The sequence below is a fragment of the Lacrimispora amygdalina genome, assembly GCF_003432035.1.
GTDB lineage: Bacteria > Bacillota > Clostridia > Lachnospirales > Lachnospiraceae > Lacrimispora > Lacrimispora amygdalina.
Genome location: NZ_QOHO01000063.1, coordinates 1 through 20,526, shown reverse-complemented (window position 1 = coordinate 20,526; position 20,526 = coordinate 1). Strand labels below are relative to the sequence as shown.

Below are 20,526 nucleotides of genomic sequence, written 5' to 3'. Positions count from 1 at the left end.
TGAGGGTGAGAGTGCAAAATGCCTATATTAGGTAACCTTGCACTCTTACCCCTCTTTTCTTTTTGCGAAGAGCGTCAGACAACAGGGACGGATTCACACCCGAAGGGTGTGGCAAGCATCCTATCTGTCGGACATCCGTCCTCACCCCTTGCGGTGCGCAGATAGTTTTCCTGCTCCGCAGAGGTAAAAATACATATGATTTTGCACCCTTGGAACTCCATTCAGAAAGGAGTACTACCATGAACAGAATCCATAAAATTTCGTTTCGTGTGTCGGACTATGAACGCAAGCTAATACAGTCCAAGGTCAAAAAATCAGGTACCCGAATGTCCGATTTCTGCCGTCACGCTGTGCTGGGAAAAGAAGTCCGCACCGTCAAAGGACTGGAAAAATGCAGCTATGAGCTAAATAAAATTGGAAATAACCTCAACCAACTTACTGTACTTTGCCATCAAAGGGCGGTGCAGAATCCAAATCTTGAAGAAATACAGCTCCAGCTTTCCGCAGTGCTGGAACGCATTTACACAGTGCTTGGAGGTGATGACGATGGCGATAGTCAAGCCGATTAAGGTGCGTGTCGGCAACCTTGCAGGACTGCGAGCGGTGCTGGACTATATCAAGGATGACCGCAAGACCCAAAACGGTGCACTGGTCTATTGTAAGAACTTGCTAAAAGGCAAGGAATACCAGCAGATGGTCATTACCAAACGTGCCTTTCGCAAAGATACAGGACGGCAGTATGCCCACTTTGTCCAGAGCTTTGACCCAAGAGATAACGTAAGCCCTGAACTGGCATACAAAATCGGTCAGGAATTTATAAAACGATATGAGCATTTTCATGGTTTTCAAGTGATGATGGCGGTGCATACCAACGAACCCCATATGCACATACATTACATCGTCAATTCCGTCAGCCATGAAAACGGCTGTAAATGGCAGTCCAGTCCAGAGGATTTAAAACGAATGCGTTCTCTTTCCGATGAACTCTGTCTGGAACATGGCTTATCCGTTATTGAGCATGGCAGAAAGGGACACCGTTCCTATGGTGAGTATTCTCAAACAGCAAGCTGGAAACGGCAGCTGGCACAGGATATTGCAAATAACCTTGACATTAGTCATAGCCGTGCGGACTTCATACACCGTATGGCAAGCCTCGGAATAGAAGCTGATGTGGGTGGAAAAGGTGTTTTATTTACCATTCCTGCTGGTGTATACGGCTTGCAATCCGAACGTAAATGTTCCAACTGGAAATTGATGTCTTACGGAGATTTTACCACTGAAAACATACGCAACACATGGAACTGCAATGCTGGGCTGGCAAGAATCGGAGGCAGTGATATGCAGCTGTTACAGGAGGTTTTATTGGAGCTGGGTCGGCTACACTGTCCGGATACCCCAGACCGTTATCAGGATATGTATTTGCGAGATATTCCTTTTGACGGCATGACGAAACAGGAAATAGAGATCGCTCTCTCCCGCAAGGCACTTGATTCCATGCTGGAGAAAGCACGGCAGGCACATGAAAAGGCACAGGCAGACAGCCAGCAGGCGGGATTGCTTCTGGCTACCATAACGGATACCCTTGTCGAGGTTCTGCGCTGGCAGGAGGAACGACAACAAAATGCACCCTATCATGTATGATCTAAGAAGTCTACAACATATTTCGTACATAAATAGAGCGGGATATAATGAGACGTAAGTTGTGATCAGGCTAAACCCTACCATGGGTCTTAGAATCCATTCTTGTGACCAGCCGTTCATCTACTTATCTGACATTTTAGTTTTAGATGGTTGGGTCTTTGAATCCATATAAACCGCATGAACAAGAGCAGATAGGCAAGATGTCGCAACTGTAAAAGATGAAAGGAGCGATGTCATTGCAATACTGCCTTGCGATTGATGTAGCCGAATCAAAATCCATGTTTTGTGTTCTTTCCCAGATGGGAGAGTTGGTGATGCCGCCAACGGAATATGGGCACAGCATATCTGGGTTTCAGGCTGTGCTTGAGGTGCTTCTGGCACTTGATGAAACAGATATCCATATTATCATGGAGTCTACTTCTATCTACCATTTACCCGTTGAACGGTTTTTCCGTGAGCATACGGGGTATGAGATTATTATCCTGAATCCAATCATCTCGAAAGAAAACAAGCGCAATCTGCGTAAGACAAAGACAGACCGGGAGGATTGCCTTAACCTGGCGAACATATTCTTCCGCAATGATTACAACCAGCAGAGCAGCCACGAGCAGCTTTACTATGAGCTGCAAGCGATCTCTCGGCATCTGAACCATGTGCAGGAAGGGCAGAATCGAACGAAGAACCGCTTTAAGCAGCTTTTATCGTTAACCTGTCCTGAGTACATCCGCATTTTCAAAGACAACTCCATTTACAGTCCAACGGCATTGCATTTTATAGGCTGCTACCCTCATTGCGACATGGTTAAGCAAAAGCGAGTGGATGCGCTGGCATCCTGCCTTGGCTCAGTCTATAAACGCCATCCAAACTATTACCGGCGTAAGGCCGAGATGATTAAGGCGGCCCTACAGGATAGCTTTCCCGCCGTTACGGAGGACTCTGAAACCGTGCGTTGCCTCACCGATATCACAAAGCAGCTTGCGGAGCAGGAGGCGTATATTGATCAGCTAAAGGCACGGCTGATAGATCTGGCACAGGCAACAGAGGCTTTCACTATCTACATCTCCGTCCCCGGCATCGGTCCACTCACTGCCGCGTTGCTCATAGCGGAGATGAAAGACATTCGTCGTTTTTCCAATGTAAAGAAGCTTACAGCAGCCTGCGGCCTTGACCCTACCATTATCCAGTCTGGCAAGAGCATCAATTACCATGGACCGATTTCTAAGCGTGGTAATCGGCTCTCAAGAAAAATACTGTTTAATGCCATCATGTCGATTTTGATGGTAACAAAGCGAGCCTATCCGGATAACCCGATCCGCCTGTATTATGAAAAAAAACGTGGTGAAGGCAAACATCACCACGCCTGTGTAGCAGCCTGTTCCACCAAGCTGCTGCGCATTCTGTTTGCCATGTGCAATCAGAACTCTTTATATCAATAGCATAACAATTTAGTCGTTTTCTTTCAAGGGCCTTTCAAAAATTTCACTTGTAAGGCTCTGTTTTGTTATACGCTTTTTTGATTCAGCTCTGTCAAAAATAATTCTTGACAAAACTTAGATGGTCACGATGATTACAACGAATATGAGGAGGAAGATGAATATGAACTGTAACCGCATTAAGCTGTTTTTTCAAAGATTGCGCTGTTTGTTTGAGAGTAAAAAAGGTACATGGGAACGAGAAGAGCCGGGCAATCGTCCGGCTCTTTGCTATATCATCGGCGGTGTCAAATACCTTGTAAACGCTTATTTCAAAGAAGAGTCCTCGCTATCTGCGGAGGATAAAATTATCCGCCTAATCGAGCGTGACATAGAGGGTAACCAAAGCAAAGAATAAAATGTCTGGACGCGCAAAGCGATTCTGAGTAAAATAGATTCATACAATTTATTCGGAATCGTTTTGGCTGTACAGAGGAAAGGAGTATTTGATGTTACAGTCAAACGAAAAAATTACGGCACTCTACTGCCGTTTAAGCCAAGAGGACGAGCTTGCAGGAGAATCCGGCAGTATCCAGCACCAAAAGCAGATACTGGCTGAATATGCCGAGAAAAACGGCTTTCCCAACCCCAGAATATGGGCAGATGATGGCTTTTCCGGTGTGACCTTTGACCGCCCCGCCTATAATGAAATGATGGCAGAGGTCGAAGCTGGGAACGTATCCACCATCATCGTAAAAGACCACTCAAGGCTTGGCAGAAACCGTCTTGTAATGGGTTATTTGATGGAAGAAAAATTTCCCGATTACGGTATCCGCTACATAGCCATCAATGACGGTGTGGACACCGACAAGGGAGTGGACGAAAGCCTCGCAATTCGGGACTTATTTAACGAGTGGCACGCCCGTGACACCAGCAAGAAAATCAAGGCGGTGAAGATGGCAGCTGCAAAGCGTGGGGAGAGAATCGGCTCCAAACCGCCCTACGGCTACCAGAAAGACCCCATTGACCCGAAACGGATAGTTCCCAATGAGGATACTGCCCCGATTGTTCGGCGGATATTTACCTTGTGTGCCAGCGGCTTAGGCCCCAGCAATATTGCCCGCATTCTGCGAGAGGAAAAGATTATCACGCCTGCCATGTATGAATATCAACAATCTGGAGCACTTCATACCCATTTGAACGTGGATAAACCCTATGCATGGTCAGGCAGAACGGTCAGCGGCATTCTGGAACATGAGGAATACATCGGCACTACGGTGAATTGCAGAGGATACATTCCTTCTTTCAAGAGCAAGAAACAACGGAAAAATCCGCCTGAAAACTGGTTGCGATTTGAGAATACCCACGAGCCGATTATTGAACGAGAAACATGGGACATTGTGCAGAGGGTACGGCAAGGCAAGCGCAGACCTAATAAGATGGGTGAAATGGATATGCTTTCAGGTTTGGTGGAGTGTGAAACTTGCGGAACAAAGCATTACCTGTGCCGTTGTGGGAGTTGGAACGAGGAACAGTATACTTACACCTGCGGAAAGTACCACACGCACAAGGACGAGTGTACCCCGCACACCATTAAGGTCATGGCACTGCACCAGATTGTACTTGCAGAAATCCAGCGGGTAACAGCCGAAGCCAAGGAGCATTCAGAGCAATTCCTGCAACGGGCAATGGATAAGCACCAAAGCCAGCTAAAACAGGAGCTTTCCGTTAAGATACGTGAACTGGAAAAGGCTCAGAAACGCCTTTCAGACTTAGATAGGCTCTTGCAGAAAGCGTTTGAACAGCTGGCATTGGAAAATCTGTCTGAAACACAGTTTAAGGCGCTGACCGGAAGCTATGAAACAGAAAGGCAGGAACTTACCCAGCGCTTTGGAAAGCTGGAGCAGGAAATCAGTTCTGGGAAAGACACCATGCTCAATGCCGACCGCTTCATGTCAGTTGTGGACAGGTACACCGATATTCAGGAGCTGACACCTGAAATTGTGCGGGAGTTTGTGGAGAAGATAGTGGTGTATGAACGTTCTGAGCGTTGGAAGAAGAAAAACTATACCCAGCAGGTTGATGTCTACTTCAACTTTATGGGCAAAGTTTAAGGCAAGAGAAAAGCCGTAGGACTTTAAATCCTACGGCAACTCTTAAAAACTGAAAACATCCTTATTGACACGGGGCTTTGCATGGCAGGACTTTTTTATATACTAAAGCGTATTATAATCTCTTTAAAAGCGCTTCTCTCTCCTTCTCAAACCCAGGTTTTCCAAGCAGAGCAAACATATTCTTTTTATAGCTTTCCACCCCTGGCTGGTTAAACGGATTCACTCCCAGAATATAGCCGCTTACACCACAGGCATATTCAAAGAAGTAAAACAGCTGTCCTAAGCTGTATTCATCCTGCCCCGGAATGTTAACCATCAGATTCGGGACATCTCCATCACTGTGCGCCAGAATTGTTCCATTCATTGCGCTCTTGTTAACGAAGTCCACGCTCTTTCCCGCCAGATAATTCATTCCGTCTGTATCAACCTCTTCTTCCTTTAAAAGGATCTCTGCCGGAGATTCTTCTACGTTTAATACAGTTTCAAACATAATTCGGGACCCATCCTGAATAAACTGTCCCATAGAGTGCAGGTCTGTGGTCAAATCCACCGCTGCCGGAAAAATACCTCTCTGATCCTTTCCTTCGCTTTCTCCAAACAGCTGTTTCCACCACTCGGAAACATAATGAAGGCTTGGCTCATAATTTGCCACGATTTCAACAGCTTTTCCCTTTCTTAAGAGAATGTTGCGGACCGCCGCATACCGGAGAGCACCGTTTGACTCATAAGGAGCGTTTACTGCCTCCTCTCTGGCTGCTGCCGCGCCTTCCATCAATTTATCAATATCAGCACCGGATACCGCAATCGGAAGAAGGCCGACTGCCGTAAGCACTGAGAAACGTCCTCCCACATCATCCGGAACAACAAACGTCTGATAACCTTCCTGGTCCGCTAAATTCTTTAACGCACCCTTCGCCTTATCCGTAGTGGCATAAATCCTTTTATTTGCCTCTTCACGTCCATACTTTTCGATCAGCAGATCCTTAAATACACGGAATGCGATTGCGGGCTCTGTGGTCGTACCGGATTTGGATATAATATTAACGGAGAAATCTTTTCCTTCCAGCACGTCCTTTAAATCCTGTATATACTTGCTGCTGATGCTGTTGCCGACGAAATAAATCTCCGGAGTTTTACGCTTTCCTTTTGGTAATACGTTATAAAAGCTGTGGGATAAAAATTCGATCGCTGCTCTGGCACCAAGATAAGAGCCGCCGATCCCGACAACAAGCAGTACATCCGAATCACTCTGAATCTTTTCTGCTGCTGCCTTTATTTCCTGGAATTCTTTTTTATCATAATTGACCGGTAGATCAATCCACCCCAAGAAATCATTACCTGCACCAGTTTTGTTCATCAGCACATCCTTTGCACACAGTACTGTGGCTTTCATGTTATTCATCTCTTCTGCTGATACAAATCCTGCTGCCCTGGAATCATCAAAAACTATATTTCCCATTGCTAATATTCTCCTTTTCCTATTATGTCAGGTTCCTGTCTGCCTGTTTAGGAAAATTATATCATAGAACTCATCGAAATGCGACTTTATTTTCTTCTGCTCTCCGAACGTTCATGTTAAATACTCCTGGAGAATTTCGCCGATCAGCTTTAATTCATCCGGGTTTAAATCCTTAAGCCAGTCTTCTCCCTGCCTGTTTCCCCGCTCTTTTTCCCTGCTTGCCGCAATCTGCTCCAAACTCTTTTTTAAATAGTCCACATCACGGACGGAACCTTTTGCTTCCGATGCTTCCATGGATTCTCCTCTCATTGTCACATGCTCTATTTCATCAGAATATTCCTCCGCCTGCTTTTGTGGACGGTTGCGCACCCTTTGTCTGGCGCTCCTTCTGTCGGCCTTTCGGTCCGGCTCTGCTTCCGGTTCTGCCCCGCTTCTTGACTGTGCTCCGTAAATCGAACGGATATTTTCGCGGAGCTCCAGCCGCGGTCCTGACATAGAGGCTGATTCCTCCCGTTCCTGATCCAGCCGGTAGATCAGCGTATTCTCCAGATAATTGTCCAGCGCTGCAAACAGCTGCTGACGTTTTTCTGTAATCCCGGCACCATGGTCCACCAGTATGGTAAACAGCCCTGCCATAATTCCAACGGAGCCATACAGTACAATATAGTAAGGATCCGTGCGGTACCAGTAAGAACCAAACGCGGCTGCACCTCCCGCTAAAAAGCACCACAGTGTCATCTGATTGGAAAACATGTTCCAGCCATGAAGTGTAATACCCATATGTTTAAAATCATACATCTGTCTTTCCAAATAAGGCTTGACCCTGGGAATCCCCTGGTTCATCTGATAGGTGGATTCGGTCTTCTGTTTAAATGCACGAAGGTTCCTGTTTTTGGTTAGTGTCAGATTATCTGATTCCTTAATCAGTCTTTTGTAGAGGTTACGTGTCAGCCATCTGGTAATAATGCCAATGCCGCATAAAACTGCCAGCACGTATAACGCTTTGCCTGTCTGTAAAAATTCCAGCATAATAATAGCTCCCCTTTCTTCCCGGCGTCTCCGGGTGATAGGTTTATTATAAACACCCGGACTGCCTTTGGGAAGATGAGAGAGCCTAGAATCGTTCGTCAAATCCTGTCAGGATTCGATTCTTAAGTTAATCTGAATATTTTTCCGTCATAGCTAAAATAAGGTTCACGGAAGCTTTTACTGCCTTTTGTTCAAACTCGCTGTAGTCCATATTTGCGCTGTCATCCGCCTTATCTGAGATTGCTCTGATAATGAGAAATGGTATCTGGTTTAAGTAGGCTGTCTGTGCAATAGCAGCCCCCTCCATCTCCGTACAAAATCCCTGAAATGTATCAGAGATCCAGGTCTTTTTAACCCTGTCAGAAACAAACTGGTCCCCTGAAACCACTCTTCCTTTAAAAATTCCAACTTCAGGATTCACCTCTTTGCAGCAATTCTCAGCCAGATTGCGGAGTTTTTCATCCGCATGAAATGAGAATTCTTTCATCTGGGGAATCTGTCCTGCAGGGTAACCAAAACCAGTGGCATCCATATCATGATGCACTACATCTGTGGAAAGCACCACATCCCCGATATTGATCTCGTTCTTTAAAGAACCGGCAATTCCGGTATTAATCACAGCACTCACATGGTAATGATCAGCCAGAATCTGTGTACAGATAGCTGCATTAACTTTCCCAATACCGCACCGGACTACAACTGTTTCCATCCCTTTTAATGTTCCTTTATAAAAATCCATTGCCGCTATGGTTTCAACCGTCACGCCCTTCATGGATTCTTTTATTTCAGCTACTTCCACATCCATTGCTCCGATAATCCCTAACATAGCAGTCCTCCTTTATGTTTTATCCATTGTTTCACCGGCTACCGTATTATTATAACGGAAAACGGAGCAATTGTGTTAATAATTTCAATATTTTCCGGATGTATGATCATAAACAGCAGACTGATTTACTTCCGGTTCCACACGCTTTACAGAGAATGACTCAATACCTGTGGTGCCAGATACAGCAGAAAGCTTAAATTTTGAAATCTGTTCTCGCAGAATCTGCGCCTGTGCAGCCAGCTCCTCACTGGAAGCAGAGCTTTCTTCTGCTGTTGCAGCATTGGTCTGTACGACTGAGGAAACCTGGGAAAGTCCCTGGTTAATCTCAACAATGGTGTTTGCCTGATCCTGAGTGTCGGATTCAATCTGCTTAATGGCTTTTTCGACCAATGCCGATTTTTCCGCAACATCATCTAAAAGCTTCAAGCTTTCATTGGCCATCCGCTCTCCTTCTGCTACCTTATCAGTAGATTTCTGTACCAGATCTGCCGTCTGTTTGGCCGCTTCTGCAGATTTCGCAGCCAGATTTCTTACTTCATCCGCAACAACAGCAAAGCCCTTTCCTGCCTCTCCGGCTCTTGCTGCTTCCACTGCCGCATTTAACGCCAGAATGTTTGTCTGGAAAGCAATGTCTTCCACAATTTTTGTTACCTTGGATATTTCTTCAGAAGAATGGCTGATTTCTTTCATTGCTTCATTCAGCTGCTTCATTCTGTTGTTGCTTTCTCCTACTCCCTGGCCTGCCTGGAAAACAGATTCCGTTGCATTGCGCACTGATACTGTATTTTTTTCCGCTTTTTCTGTTACACTGTGAATGGAAGCTGTCAGTTCTTCAATGGTTGCTGCCTGTTCCGTTGCTCCTGATGCAAGTGCCTGGGAAGCATCAGAGACCTGACCTGCTCCTGAATTAACCTGCTCCGCAGCAGAATGAATTACCTGCATGGTAGTATTAAGAGAAGCAATGGTATTTAATAAAGACTGTTTGATTAAAGAAAAATCTCCTATGTAATCCAGGTCAACCGTAAAGCTCATATTCCCCTGTGAAAGCATTGTAAGTTTTGCAATAATATCTTCAATATATGAAACAAGTCTTATATTAGTAGATCGTATACTGTCGGCCATTCGTCCAAGTTCATCTCGGCTCTCATACTTAATTTCGGAATGAAGATTTCCTTCTGCCATATTTTTATAAACAGCTTCAATCTCTCTGACAGGAATTAAAATTGCTCTCGTAAGTACAAAAATGATCACAAGTGTGGCTAACGTAGACAGCACCAGTACAGCACAAAGAATAACCCATGACTGGGCAATTGCACTTTGAGCGGTCTGTTTCTGAATATCTGCCTTCTGTGCTCCAACAACATTCATCTGCTCCATAATATCTGCAATCTGATTAAAGGCAGGTAAAAACTCATTTTGAAAAATAAGATAAGCTTCCTTGGAATCTTTATTAGAGGAATCTTTAATCAAATCAAGTATTTTATTACGTGCGGTTTCAGCCTCCTGTACATGAGCTTTGACATCCGCTATGTTCTTATCATTTGCTGAACTGCGCTGATGGGTTGCAAACTCTTCCAGAACGGTCATAAAGTTTTCTGCACTCTTTCCAGATAAGTCAAGGGATGACTGGTAATCCTCCCCTGCTTCTTTCTGAAGAATTGTCATCAGCAAATATCTCTGGACAGACACCATTTCCCGCTGAGCAGTTAAATTATAGGTGGTAAGGGGATAGGTGAATTTTGAATACATCCCTACCTGCGCCCCGATTTTTGATATGCTGTGAGCTGATGTTGCAAGAGAAACCAGTAATATTGCAAATAAAATCCCAAATCCTAAGGACAGCTTCCATTTTACTGATAACCCTCTGATAAAATCTTTAAAACCTCTTTTGTCACTCATAAGTGTACCTCCCATTGTATATTTATTTTTAACCAATCTATCTCTGGACAGCGAAAAATCCAGGTTTTTACCCTGGTTCTTTTCCGCCCTTCAGTTTTTCAATAACGATAGGTGCTGCAGTCAGAAACCATACGGTGTATCGTTCGGGATTTTGCAGCATGCTTTCAGAGAGATCAGCAATTTCCATCCATTTCAGATCCATAACCTCGTTGGGGTCCGGACTGATTTCTCCACTATACTGACCAATAAAAATATGATCATATTCGTATTCGAACATATTCTGATGGAACTTGTGATAATAAACGAATGAACCTGCTTCTTCACAGCTGCAGGCGACCCCAAGTTCCTGATAAAGCCGCCTTTCAACTGCTTCCTCTAAGGTTTCCTGACTCCGGGGGTGGGAGCAGCATGCATTGGTCCATAATCCGCCGGAATGATATTTCTCCAATGCACGCCTCTGAAGCAGCAGTTTCCCCTCATGATACAGAAATACCGAAAAAGCCCTGTGAAGCAATCCTTTTTGGTGACACTCCTCTTTGGTTGCTTCTCCAATTTCCCGATCCAGTATGTCAACACAAATTAAATGATCCATAATTACTCCAATCAGTCATTTTCAAGATATTCCTTTAAAAATAAATCTGCTGCAGCTTCCACATTTTCACATAAAAGCTTAATATCTTCCGCTGTTGCATGTTCAACATGAACACCCATGCTTACAGACACCGGCTCTCTGGCTGCATTACAAAGCTTCTTCGCAATTTTCTGTGCCAGCTGTGCATCCTTGTGCCCGGGTACTGTCAGGGTCCATAAATCACAGCTGGAAAGCTGCTGCCCATCTATTGGTACGCCGGGAGACGCTAATGCCACTCCGCCAAGATGGGGTTTCTCACCGCCGCTTATAAAAACGGCCAGACCGTTCCCCTTCGTCACATGGACCGTAAGATTTACTGCATACTTTCCAGATCCCCAGGTTTTGCTTATCATAAAATCTCTCCCTTTATCCTTTCTTCACTGCAGCTATTCTGCACCGTGCCACGGAACAAAGTTTTTAAAATCTAGTCCAAACTGCATCAGGATCTTTCCAACCACATGATTGATCTGATCGTCCAGAGAACGGGCACCGTTATAAAAAGTCAGCATGGGAGGAATTATGGTGCAGCCTAAATCCGCAGCCTCATTCATGTTTCGAAGATGAACCTTTCCAAGAGGCATTTCTCTTGTGCACAGAACCACTTTCCGGTTTTCTTTCATACAGACATCAGCTGCCCGGATCAGGAGATTATCGGTAAAACCATTTACAACTCCAGACAGCGTCTTCATACTGCAGGGCAATATAATCATTCCGTCTGTCTGATAAGAGCCGCTTGATATGGCTGCTGCAAGATTATGTACATCATAATAATAATCTGCCTGTTCAGTCAGCTTCTCAAAGGGATAATCCGTCTCCAGCTTCCAGGTTTTTCTGGCACAATCCGATACCACCAGATGTACCTCACAATCCTTAAAACTCTTCAGTGCTTTCAGCAGATAAAGGCTCATAACTACACCGGTTGCTCCTGATACTCCTACAATAATTCGCATTAAAACACCTCTCTTAAAAAACAGTTAAATAACGCCCAGCACCGCAAACCACGCTACGGCAAAGGCAACTGTCAGGAAAATCGGAATGAGAAGCGGAACCCCCATCTTTACGGTTTCCTTTTGTGTATACATTCCGTTTTCCTCTCCCTGTCCAACCAGAATATTAAGGTGATGGAAAGGAAGAATATAATGGCCGGAAATGGCCAGATAAATAACAAAAATCACTGCCAGCTCATTGATTCCCAGTGCATTGGTACAGACTAGAATTGCCGGTATGGCAACACCCATTACTGCAATGACAGATCCCATAAACATATGGATCAGGATTGCGATTGCCGCAATCATCAGGGACAGCACCAGTATGTTGCCCGGCATGGTTTTGGGAAGCAGGGTCGCTGCAAGCCATTCATTCATGCCGGTTACCGCTCCCACTTTTCCAATGGCAATGGCAGAAGTTAAAAATACCAGAACATGAACCGGAACATCTCCCCACTCTTTCACCGTCAGGACATTACCGATTACCGGCAGAGCCATACACATTGCCACTGCCAGCGTGACCCAGCCTACATCAAGACCGGTAATACCATTGGTAAGCCAGAGACCGATTGCGATCAGGATCCAGATCAGGGTTCTCTTCTCCTTTTCAGTCATCTTTCCAAGAGCTGACTGAGCCGTGCGCACTTCATCAAAATTGACTGCAACCTCTTTTGACGGCTTAAACAGGATCAGAATCAAGAGCATGGTGGTAATACTTAAAAACAGGGCCGGTGGTCCCATAATCTGGAACCAGCGTACAAAATTGATGCTTTCCGTGGTGCAGTAAGTCACTACCAGGGGGTTAATGACGGAGTCTCCGGTTAAGAATATAAGTGAAACCGGAACAGAAGCGGCAAATACCGTAAATCCCACCTTAACTGCATCCTCCTTCGGCATATTTGCCGCCTTAATCACTACTGACATGACCGACATGATTAAAAACGCCCGTGGCCATGGGTGGGGGATAAACAATGATAAAATAAAGGTCAATACAAAAATGCCGATGATGATGCTCTTCCATGAGCTTACAAATTTCAGGATGTAGGCATAAGAGATACGTTCCCCTAATCCCGACTTTTTAACAGCTGCTGCAATCATATAGGCACCAATGACCAGCCACAGGGTAGAAGTTGTCCAGCCTGCAAATACCACTTTCGTATCAGCAAGCTTTAAAAGACAGACGGAGACCAGATAGAATCCCCCCACGTAGCCTGACTGGGCAACCTGTGCTGCCCACCAGACTACGGTCATTAAGGTTAATCCAAGACAGATCTGCCCTTCTCTGGACAGGCCGTCAAGCGGAAGAAGTAGGACAAGAACAAAAATAATAATACCGATTAAAAAACCTGATTTCTGTTTAGTGAATGTCACTGAAGCTTCTCCTTTCACGATTGGAGTCTCAAAAATTATTTATCAAGAGGGGGAATCGGGGGAATAATCTGCAAATTTTCTATCTGTTCTTTTTTAAGCTTAAACTTTTCATGAATATGGGGAGTCTCTGTGGATCTCCAGGAATAAAAGCAATCCATACATTCATAAACTTCCCAGACATTTCCTACAGGAGAGGTTGCAATCACTTCAATTTTATTTCCGTCACAGCGGGGACACTTCATAGTTTCAATCTCCTTTCGTTATAGAGCTTACATCTCAGCCATCAGTTTACGAATCAAAGCTTCATACTTTTCATAGCCTGCAGGCGGCTCTAAAAGTTCAACTTCTCTTGGATTTGGCTCCGGATCCTTTGGAGTTGTCGCATCAATAATCAGTTTGGAATGCATACCGGCAGGGTAAGAAGATGGATCAAGAGGCATTCCCGGGCAGTTTGGAATAACCACAACATCCTTATCCGGTCTTACACGGGTTGTGAGCGCCCACATAACCTGGGGAAGATTAAATGGATCAACAAACTCATCAACAATGATAATGATTTTACTGTACGAACCTCCGTGAGGAGTGGAAAGGAGGCGGAATGCCACTTCTTTTCCAAAACCGCCGAACCGAACTTTTGTGGAAATAATGCATCCGATTCCATGCGTATACATGGCATTAACTGCCTGAACCTCCGGGAAATCCCGTTTTATCTGCTGGTAAAGGGGAACCGATGTATTTAACGCCATAAGATAATCGATTTCGGTCCACGGAATACCCAGATACAGATTTTCAAAAATCGGGTTTGTTCTGTGAGTCACATGAGTAATTGTAATTACGCACTGGCGTCTGGAACCTGAGTAGGAACCCGGAAACTCTCCGAACGGGCCTTCCACCTCACGTACCCGCGGCTCAATATAACCTTCCAAAACAACCTCAGAACCGGCAGGAACATATAGATTCTTATAAAGATCGGACTGAACGATCTGGGTCGGAACCCCATCCTGGAGCGCGCCTACAAATTCATACTCATTCTGAGTATACATAACCGGAGTCGATGCCATATAAGTCACCAGCGGGCTGTTTCCTACCGTAATACAAATCGGAACCTTTTCGTTTTTCCGCTCAGCAGCTTCCAGCTGGATTGCGATGTCGTGAAATGCCAGAGCCTGAATGCCCACACGGTTTTTGCCTTTCACCTGTATGCGGTATGTACCTACATTCAGCTTGTCAAAATTATCAGGCTCATTGGGATCCGCCGTGATAATAGACGCTTTGGAAAGGAAGAATCCGCCATCCTGATCATTGATTCTGTATAATGGAAGGAGCTCAAACAGATTGATATCCTCCGCTTTATCAATGGTATTTTCTTTACAGGGTGCTTCTTCTCTTTTCAGAATTTCAGGTTTGACCGGGAAGCGGTCCCATCTGCGGTTAATTTCATGAAACTGCTCTTTGGTTGATGCTGTTTTGTCCATTCCCAGCATCAAAGCATGATTGGCCCATGAACCATGTACGTTGGTGACTACGCTGTAAGGATATCCTTTTACCTTTTCAAATAAAACTGCCGGACCGCTCTCAATGTTTGCCGCAGCTCTGCCTGCCGCTGCAATATCCGGTTCTGGATTAACCTCCTCCTTGATTCGTACTAACTGACCGTTTTCTTCCAGAGTGGAAAGGAAACTGCGCAAATCCTGATAAACTTTTGCCATAAATTTTCCTCCTGATCTTCTTCATATACTGCTGATACGGTTGCCTGCTGGTTAATTTTTCCAACATAATAAAATTATAATCAATTACAATTTTCGTGGCAATTCGATTAAATTCGTACAACTATTCCAAAATGGAAACAAAAAATTTTAAATCTTTGCAATTATGATTCCTTGCAAAATATAAAACAAGCAAACGTCGGATTAAAAATGCATATATAGTGAACTTTTACTGTAAAATAATAGTTAATTTTTATAAATATTTTACATTTATAAGTATTCTAAAATGTCATCACAAAATAGTATAAACATATTTTCCTTCGCGTCATTCTGTATTATAATAGTGTTAATGACAAAACGTACATCTGAATTTAGATTTTTACGATTTATCAGTAACTAAAGGGGGCAATTTGATTATGACGAAATGGATTGATGATTTCTTAGCATTGGCAAAGTATAAAAATTTTTCTTCAGCTGCCGAAAGCATTTATATTTCCCAGTCTGCTCTGTCAAAACACATTAAGGCAATTGAGAATGAACTGGGAATCGTGCTGTTTATCAGAAGCAATACTAAGGCAGAACTCACAGAAGCAGGGAATGTTTTCCTGGATTATGCAATAAACATCCGCCAGTGTACCCAGGACTTAAGGACTAAATTAGAAAAATTTGGTACCTCCTGCTATATTACTCACTTAACGGTAGGAACAATTCCATGTCTTGCAGAAAGCGGTATCATGCAGCTGCTCCTTAATTTTCAGGAGAAATTCGGTAATTATTCCATAGAGATCGTGGAAGATGACCAGTCGCATCTGCTTAAGATGCTCTCCCAGCAGGAGATTGATGCTGCTATCTGCCGTACGGACTTACTCTCTGATCCGGAATATGATACCATTTCTCTGGTTTCGGATGAGATGGTTCTTATCTGCAGCAAAAATGTCTTTCCCTTTGAACAGGGCAGCGAAATTGATCTGACCGGATTTAAATTTGATAATATTTACACCATTGCCAAAGAGTCTGATATTTACAGACTTACAAAAAAACAGCTATATGATATTGGATATACAGGCAGTATTGCCGGGACTTTCCCCCGGCATATGATGCTTCTGTCTTTTTTGTCTCAAAAAGGCGGCTGCGCTATATTACCCAGGCAGCTTGCTAATCTTCAAATGTTTCCTGCGCTTACATATTATAGGATAAGAGATTCGGTAAAGACAAATATCGGTTTCACAAAACTATCCTCCAGCAGTATAAATCCCCAGTTAACCGACAAATCCAATATGCTGTTTGACTATTTAAAGGAGCAGAAGGAACAGAATTAAAACCGGATTCGTGTGTTATTTTGTTTTCCTTCCTTCTATGATCTATTGACACTGACTCTGGAATTCGCTATAATTCTTTAAAGTTTCTGATAAGAGTCATGATTATACGGAGGTATCAATGATGAAATATAAAACACACGGAGTCTGTTCCCAGGAGATTAATTTTGAAATAGAAGGCAGCAAGGTCGCTCATGTACAGTTTGTAGGCGGTTGTTCCGGTAACACACAGGGAGTATCAAGACTGGTGGAAGGCATGGAAGTTGACGATGCCATTCGCCGTCTGGAAGGAATCAAATGCGGTTTCCGCCCAACCTCCTGTCCGGACCAGTTATCCAAAGCATTAAAGGAATATAAGGAAAGTCATTAATATGAAAAGCGCTGCCATATGAGCGGATTTTTTCCGGCATATGGCAGCGCTTATTTTATATTTAAGATTCCCCGAATACCGCTCTGTAGTCAGCCTGAAATTTAGCAATTCCCTGAGTGGTTAACGGGTGGTTAACCATTTGTTCCAGGATCTTATACGGAACCGTTGCAATATCGGCACCTGCTTTTGCACAATCGATTACATGGATGGGGTTGCGGATACTGGCAGCAATAATTTCTGTTTTGATATGGTGTGTTTTAAAAATATCGGTTATTTCCCCTATCAGAACAATTCCTTTCATGGAAATATCGTCAAGGCGCCCCATAAACGGTGATACATAAGCCGCTCCCGCACGTGCGGCCAAAAGGGCCTGTGTCGCCGAAAATATCAGAGTTACATTGGTCTTTATCCCTTCTGCATTTAGTACCTTAACTGCTTTGAGACCTTCCGTTGTCATGGGGATTTTTACTACCATATTGGAGTGAATGGCAGCAATCTCCCGTCCTTCCCGGATCATACCATCTGCGTCAACCGTTGTTGCCTTAACTTCCCCGCTGATCGGTCCGTCAACGATGGCTGTTATTTCCTTTATAACTTTTTTAAAATCCCGTCCTTCCATGGCAATCAGGGAAGGGTTCGTTGTAACACCGCAGATGATCCCCATGTCATTTGCTTTTCTTATGTCTTCTACATTGGCTGTATCAATAAAAAATTTCATTTTCTCCTCTTCTTCCCTATACAAGACTTCTGATATTTTTAATCTGGTCTTCATCAAGCTTTAATATATCACTGTTCTCCATAGAAGTATTTGAGTCTTCTATTAAAATCATTTTAGTATCTTTCTGCGTTATCGTATTGTGCCACAAGGTTGCCGGTATGTTGAACACCTTACCGGGAACCATTTTAACGCAGCCAAATTCTAGTCCGTTTTTTGTTTCATTGGCATAAATCAGGGTACATTCACCTTCTGTCAGCACAAAGAGTTCATCTGTTTTATTATGCCTTTCCAGGCAGTCAATACCAGTAATGTCATTGGCCGGTTTCCAGTTTTTAATGCCAACCATCCATTTTTTATTTTCATAAACTCGCTGCATACCTTCACCGGCAAATTCATAATGTTCAATATTCATTTTTAAGTAACTCTCCTTTTATTTTAACATCTCTGTGCAGGTTTTTACTACATGTGCTGCGGTCAGACCATAAGCTTCGAAAAGCTGATCCGGTTTCCCTGACTTTCCAAACTTATCCTGAATTCCCATAATTGCAAATTTAGATCCTGTATGACCCGCCAGAACTTCAGCGACTGCAGAACCAAGACCTCCGATTACGGAATGTTCCTCCAGCGTCACAATACCCTTACAGGTTTCATTCATTTTCAAAATAATATCTTTATCAATGGGTTTGATGGTATGCATGTTTACGACAGCGGTATGGATTCCTCCCTTTTCAAGTACCTCAGCAGCCTTTAATGCCTCAGGAATCATCAGACCGCAGGATATGATGCAGACGTCTTTGCCTTCCTTCATCACATTTGCCTTGCCTGGAATGAAAGGTGTATCTGATGTTGTTATATCATCACAAACAGGTCTGGCTACACGGATATATACCGGACCGTTAATTTCTGCAGCGGCCATTACTGCTTTTTCTGTTTCACTTGGATCACAGGGTACAAAGATTGTCATGTGCGGCATCTCTCTCATAAGAGCAATGTCCTCGAAAGACTGGTGGCTTCCCCCGTCTTCTCCTACAGATAGCCCGGAATGTGAAAATCCAAACTTGACATTTGCATTGGTATAGCAGATTGAATTGCGTATCTGTTCATAGGCCCGCCCTGCACCAAATAAAGCAAACGTACTTGCAAAGGGTATGTATCCTGTACTTGCAAAGCTGGCAGCCGTACACATCAAATTTCCTTCTGCAATTCCCATATTAAAGAAACGGTCGGGATACTCCTCTTTAAACATACAGGTCTGAGTGGCATGTGCCAAATCCGCATCCAGCACCACTACTTTCTCATTTTGTGCCCCTAATTTTACAAGGGATTCTCCATATGCAACTCTAAGCGACTTTCCCATTTAAACTACCTCCTGTTCTTTCATTGCCATGGCAAATTCTTCTGCATTCATAGGTCTCCCATGCCAGCCGTACTGATTCTCCATGAAAGAAACTCCTTTCCCCTTAATGGTATTGCAGCAAATGAATTTTGGTTTGCCTGTTGCCGGTGTCTTTAACGCCCTGGTTATGGCACTGATATCATGTCCATCCACTTCCATGCACGAAAAGCCGAATGCTTCAAATTTCTTTATAATATCTCCCAGACTCATTACCTCTTCATTGCTTCCATCAATCTGAAGCCTGTTAAAATCCAGCATGAATGTAAGATTATCCAGATTATAATGTGCTGCTGCCATAGCGGCTTCCCATACAAGCCCTTCCTGGCATTCCCCGTCACCTAAGATTGCATAAACCTGATAGGCTGCTTGCGCATGCCTGGCCGCAAGTGCCAATCCCATTGCAAGGGATGCTCCCTGCCCCAAAGAACCGGTATTCATATCCACACCTGGTGTCTTTGTACAATCCGGATGCCCCTGAAGGTGGCTGTCAATCTGCCTGAGCCCCGCCAGATCCTCCTTCGGGAAATATCCCAGGTCTGCAAGAACCGCATATAACGCGGGGCATGCATGTCCTTTGCTCAATACCAGCCGGTCCCTGTCCGGTTTATCAGGATTCTCAGGGTCAACGTTCATTACCTCATAATAAAGTGCCATAAGCATCTCTAAACAGGATAAGGAACCTCCTGGATGTCCTGACTGGCAGGCAAATAACATCTTAAGAATGTCTGCCCGCAATTCCTTTGCCTTCAAATCGTACTGCATAATTTTTTTCCTCCTTATTATCGGCTTAACCCTTTACAGCTCCTGCCGTCAAACCTTCTACTAATCGTTTCTGAGCGAAGAAGAACATGATGCATACCGGTATAATCGTTATGATTCCTCCTGCTGTAAGTAAATCCCACTGAACACCAAGCTGTCCGATCAGACTTTTTAATGCTACTGGAATGGTACGTGTTTCTGTATTGGTAAACATCACAGCAAATGTGTATTCATTCCATGATGTCATAAAAATATAAACACCGGTAGCAACCAGGCAGGGTCCCAGAATCGGAAGTATAATCTTTACAAAAGCGACGCCTCTGTTGCAGCCGTCTACCAAGGCTGCTTCCTCAAGAGACATGGGAAGATCATTTAAGAATCCCAGCAGCAGCCATACGGAAAACGGGATGGTAAATGTGGTATAAGATAAAACCAGAGAGGTGGGTGTGTACAAAAGCCCCAGCTTACGCATAATGGAATACAACGGAATCAGCAGCAATACTGTCGGGAACATATTATTGCAAAGGAAGGTACACATAAGAATTTTTCTTCCTGCAAACTGGTATCTGGAGAATGCATATGCTGCAAGGGTCGATGCCGTCAAAGATACCAAAGTGGTCATTGCCGCCACAATAAAACTGTTCTTAATCGCTGCAAGGAAATTAACCGTAGTTGTAAAAAGCTTCCTGTAGGACTCAAACGTAATTGATTTCGGCCAGTATGTGACCACCATTCCATACAGTTCTTCCTCGGGTTTTACCGATGTAATAAACGTCCAGTAAAAAGGGAACAAAATAAAGAGCAGTATTAATCCCAGCGGAAGGTACACACACATGATTTGTCTTATATCAACTCGCTTCTTCATCTTTATACCTCCTAGTATAATAATGATG

General features: G+C 44.0%; 22 protein-coding genes. 7 read left to right on the top strand and 15 right to left on the bottom strand.

Going from position 1 to position 20,526, the window contains the following annotated elements:
- The first annotated feature begins 239 nt into the window (after nt 1-239).
- From DS742_RS18740 to DS742_RS18720, 5 genes are all read left to right on the top strand, one after another.
- Nucleotides 240-569, top strand: a complete 330-nt coding sequence (locus tag DS742_RS18740) for a MobC family plasmid mobilization relaxosome protein (protein ID WP_117418500.1) — start codon at nt 240-242, stop codon at nt 567-569.
- The gene (locus DS742_RS18735; protein ID WP_170313520.1) at nt 547-1,641 is read left to right on the top strand and encodes a relaxase/mobilization nuclease domain-containing protein; all 1,095 of its coding nucleotides are present in this window, start codon (nt 547-549) and stop codon (nt 1,639-1,641) included. The genes DS742_RS18740 and DS742_RS18735 overlap by 23 nt, the downstream gene beginning before the upstream one ends.
- Before the next feature lie 218 nt (nt 1,642-1,859).
- A complete protein-coding gene (locus DS742_RS18730) occupies nt 1,860-3,077 on the top strand; it encodes an IS110 family RNA-guided transposase (RefSeq protein ID WP_117418498.1) in 1,218 nt (405 codons plus the stop codon).
- A 160-nt stretch (nt 3,078-3,237) separates the two neighbouring features.
- Nucleotides 3,238-3,471, top strand: a complete 234-nt coding sequence (locus DS742_RS18725) for a transposon-encoded TnpW family protein (RefSeq protein WP_170313519.1) — start codon at nt 3,238-3,240, stop codon at nt 3,469-3,471.
- A gap of 91 nt (nt 3,472-3,562) precedes the next feature.
- Nucleotides 3,563-5,167, top strand: a complete 1,605-nt coding sequence (locus tag DS742_RS18720) for a recombinase family protein (RefSeq protein ID WP_117418496.1) — start codon at nt 3,563-3,565, stop codon at nt 5,165-5,167.
- A 112-nt stretch (nt 5,168-5,279) separates the two neighbouring features.
- On the opposite strand, the gene DS742_RS18715 is transcribed toward DS742_RS18720, so the two are convergent.
- From DS742_RS18715 to DS742_RS18670, 10 genes are all read right to left on the bottom strand, one after another.
- Entirely contained in the window at nt 5,280-6,626 is a 1,347-nt protein-coding gene (locus tag DS742_RS18715; RefSeq protein ID WP_117418495.1) for a glucose-6-phosphate isomerase, read from the bottom strand.
- 111 nt (nt 6,627-6,737) lie between these two features.
- Nucleotides 6,738-7,655 carry a hypothetical protein gene (locus tag DS742_RS18710; protein WP_117418494.1) on the bottom strand — a complete coding sequence of 306 codons (918 nt, stop codon included), beginning with the start codon at nt 7,653-7,655 and terminating at the stop codon, nt 6,738-6,740.
- A gap of 127 nt (nt 7,656-7,782) precedes the next feature.
- Nucleotides 7,783-8,481: a 5'-methylthioadenosine/adenosylhomocysteine nucleosidase gene (locus DS742_RS18705; protein WP_117418493.1), complete on the bottom strand. Its 699-nt coding sequence runs from the start codon at nt 8,479-8,481 to the stop codon at nt 7,783-7,785.
- Nucleotides 8,482-8,565: 84 nt separating this feature from the next.
- Nucleotides 8,566-10,380: a methyl-accepting chemotaxis protein gene (locus DS742_RS29555; RefSeq protein WP_242996609.1), complete on the bottom strand. Its 1,815-nt coding sequence runs from the start codon at nt 10,378-10,380 to the stop codon at nt 8,566-8,568.
- Nucleotides 10,381-10,447: 67 nt separating this feature from the next.
- Nucleotides 10,448-10,972 (bottom strand): isopentenyl-diphosphate Delta-isomerase, encoded by a 525-nt coding sequence (gene idi / locus DS742_RS18695; protein WP_242996607.1) that lies wholly within the window; start codon nt 10,970-10,972, stop codon nt 10,448-10,450.
- An 11-nt stretch (nt 10,973-10,983) separates the two neighbouring features.
- The gene (lpdD, locus tag DS742_RS18690) at nt 10,984-11,364 is read right to left on the bottom strand and encodes a prenylated flavin chaperone LpdD (protein WP_117418490.1); all 381 of its coding nucleotides are present in this window, start codon (nt 11,362-11,364) and stop codon (nt 10,984-10,986) included.
- Between the two features lie 33 nt (nt 11,365-11,397).
- Nucleotides 11,398-11,961 carry a UbiX family flavin prenyltransferase gene (locus tag DS742_RS18685; protein ID WP_117418489.1) on the bottom strand — a complete coding sequence of 188 codons (564 nt, stop codon included), beginning with the start codon at nt 11,959-11,961 and terminating at the stop codon, nt 11,398-11,400.
- 24 nt (nt 11,962-11,985) lie between these two features.
- On the bottom strand, nt 11,986-13,368 hold the full coding sequence (locus tag DS742_RS18680) for an SLC13 family permease (protein ID WP_117418488.1): 1,383 nt from the start codon (nt 13,366-13,368) through the stop codon (nt 11,986-11,988).
- Between the two features lie 35 nt (nt 13,369-13,403).
- On the bottom strand, nt 13,404-13,610 hold the full coding sequence (locus tag DS742_RS18675; protein ID WP_117418487.1) for a non-oxidative hydroxyarylic acid decarboxylases subunit D: 207 nt from the start codon (nt 13,608-13,610) through the stop codon (nt 13,404-13,406).
- 27 nt (nt 13,611-13,637) lie between these two features.
- The gene (locus DS742_RS18670) at nt 13,638-15,077 is read right to left on the bottom strand and encodes a non-oxidative hydroxyarylic acid decarboxylases subunit C (RefSeq protein ID WP_117418486.1); all 1,440 of its coding nucleotides are present in this window, start codon (nt 15,075-15,077) and stop codon (nt 13,638-13,640) included.
- A gap of 413 nt (nt 15,078-15,490) precedes the next feature.
- Here DS742_RS18670 and DS742_RS18665 point away from each other — a divergent pair, with 413 nt between their 5' ends.
- Nucleotides 15,491-16,393: a LysR family transcriptional regulator gene (locus DS742_RS18665; RefSeq protein WP_117418485.1), complete on the top strand. Its 903-nt coding sequence runs from the start codon at nt 15,491-15,493 to the stop codon at nt 16,391-16,393.
- Between the two features lie 121 nt (nt 16,394-16,514).
- The gene (locus DS742_RS18660) at nt 16,515-16,760 is read left to right on the top strand and encodes a TIGR03905 family TSCPD domain-containing protein (RefSeq protein ID WP_117418484.1); all 246 of its coding nucleotides are present in this window, start codon (nt 16,515-16,517) and stop codon (nt 16,758-16,760) included.
- A 61-nt stretch (nt 16,761-16,821) separates the two neighbouring features.
- Here DS742_RS18660 and fsa read toward each other — a convergent pair whose 3' ends face one another.
- From fsa to DS742_RS18635, 5 genes are read right to left on the bottom strand one after another with little or no spacing between them, the layout of a single operon-like run.
- Nucleotides 16,822-17,478, bottom strand: coding sequence for a fructose-6-phosphate aldolase (gene fsa / locus DS742_RS18655; protein WP_117418483.1), 657 nt, complete (start codon nt 17,476-17,478; stop codon nt 16,822-16,824).
- A gap of 16 nt (nt 17,479-17,494) precedes the next feature.
- On the bottom strand, nt 17,495-17,890 hold the full coding sequence (locus tag DS742_RS18650; protein ID WP_117418482.1) for a cupin domain-containing protein: 396 nt from the start codon (nt 17,888-17,890) through the stop codon (nt 17,495-17,497).
- 18 nt (nt 17,891-17,908) lie between these two features.
- On the bottom strand, nt 17,909-18,835 hold the full coding sequence (locus tag DS742_RS18645; RefSeq protein WP_117418481.1) for a transketolase family protein: 927 nt from the start codon (nt 18,833-18,835) through the stop codon (nt 17,909-17,911).
- Complete coding sequence (locus DS742_RS18640; RefSeq protein ID WP_117418480.1) at nt 18,836-19,636, bottom strand: transketolase; 801 nt, start codon at nt 19,634-19,636, stop codon at nt 18,836-18,838.
- 25 nt (nt 19,637-19,661) lie between these two features.
- On the bottom strand, nt 19,662-20,498 hold the full coding sequence (locus DS742_RS18635; protein ID WP_117418523.1) for a carbohydrate ABC transporter permease: 837 nt from the start codon (nt 20,496-20,498) through the stop codon (nt 19,662-19,664).
- Between the last annotated feature and the right edge of the window lie 28 nt (nt 20,499-20,526).